This window comes from Thioclava sp. UBA3469 (assembly GCF_002378135.1).
Classification (GTDB): domain Bacteria; phylum Pseudomonadota; class Alphaproteobacteria; order Rhodobacterales; family Rhodobacteraceae; genus Thioclava; species Thioclava sediminum.
Genome location: NZ_DFRG01000025.1, coordinates 1348 through 2110, shown reverse-complemented (window position 1 = coordinate 2110; position 763 = coordinate 1348). Strand labels below are relative to the sequence as shown.

The 763-nt window shown below is 63.4% G+C and carries 1 protein-coding gene; it reads left to right on the top strand.

Translation table 11 applies throughout. From position 1 onward, the window contains the following. Positions 1 to 763 (top strand): VC_2705 family sodium/solute symporter (locus tag B3D39_RS01995; RefSeq protein ID WP_286789327.1); only part of this gene is annotated, 763 nt, incomplete at both ends.

Here is a 763-nt window from a genome sequence, read left to right as displayed (position 1 = left end):
CGGTACCGCCGGTCTGCCCCACGTCATCGTGCGCTTCTTCACCGTTCCGAAGGTCGCCGACGCGCGTTCCTCGGCGGGTTGGGCGCTGGTGTTCATCGCGCTTCTCTACCTGACCGCTCCGGCTGTGGGTGCAATGGCGCGTCTGAACCTCGTTTCGACCTTCTACCCGAATGGCGTGAACGAGCCGGCCGTGGAAATGACCGCGATCGAGAACGACCAGAACCTCGCTTGGGTGCGTAACTGGGCCCAGACCGGTCTTCTGTCCTTCGACGACAAGAACGGCGACGGCCGCATCGAGTACAATGCGAGCGACGCCAACGAACTTACCGTGAACCGCGACATCATCACGCTCGCCAACCCCGAGATCGCCAACCTGCCGGGTTGGGTGATCGCGCTGGTGGCGGCCGGTGGTCTGGCTGCGGCTCTGTCGACGGCGGCTGGTCTTCTGATGGCGATCTCGTCGGCGGTCTCGCACGACCTGATCAAGTCGCAGATCAATCCGGGCATCTCGGAAAAAGGCGAGCTTCTGGCCGCCCGTATCTCGATGGCCGTGGCGATCGTTGTGGCGACCTATCTGGGTCTGAACCCGCCCGGCTTCGCGGCGCAGACGGTGGCTCTGGCCTTCGGTCTGGCAGCGTCGTCGATCTTCCCGGCACTGATGATGGGCATCTTCACGAAGCGCATCAACAACACCGGTGCTGTTGCAGGCATGCTCACGGGTCTCGCGACCACGCTGATCTACATCTTCCTGCACAAGGGCTGG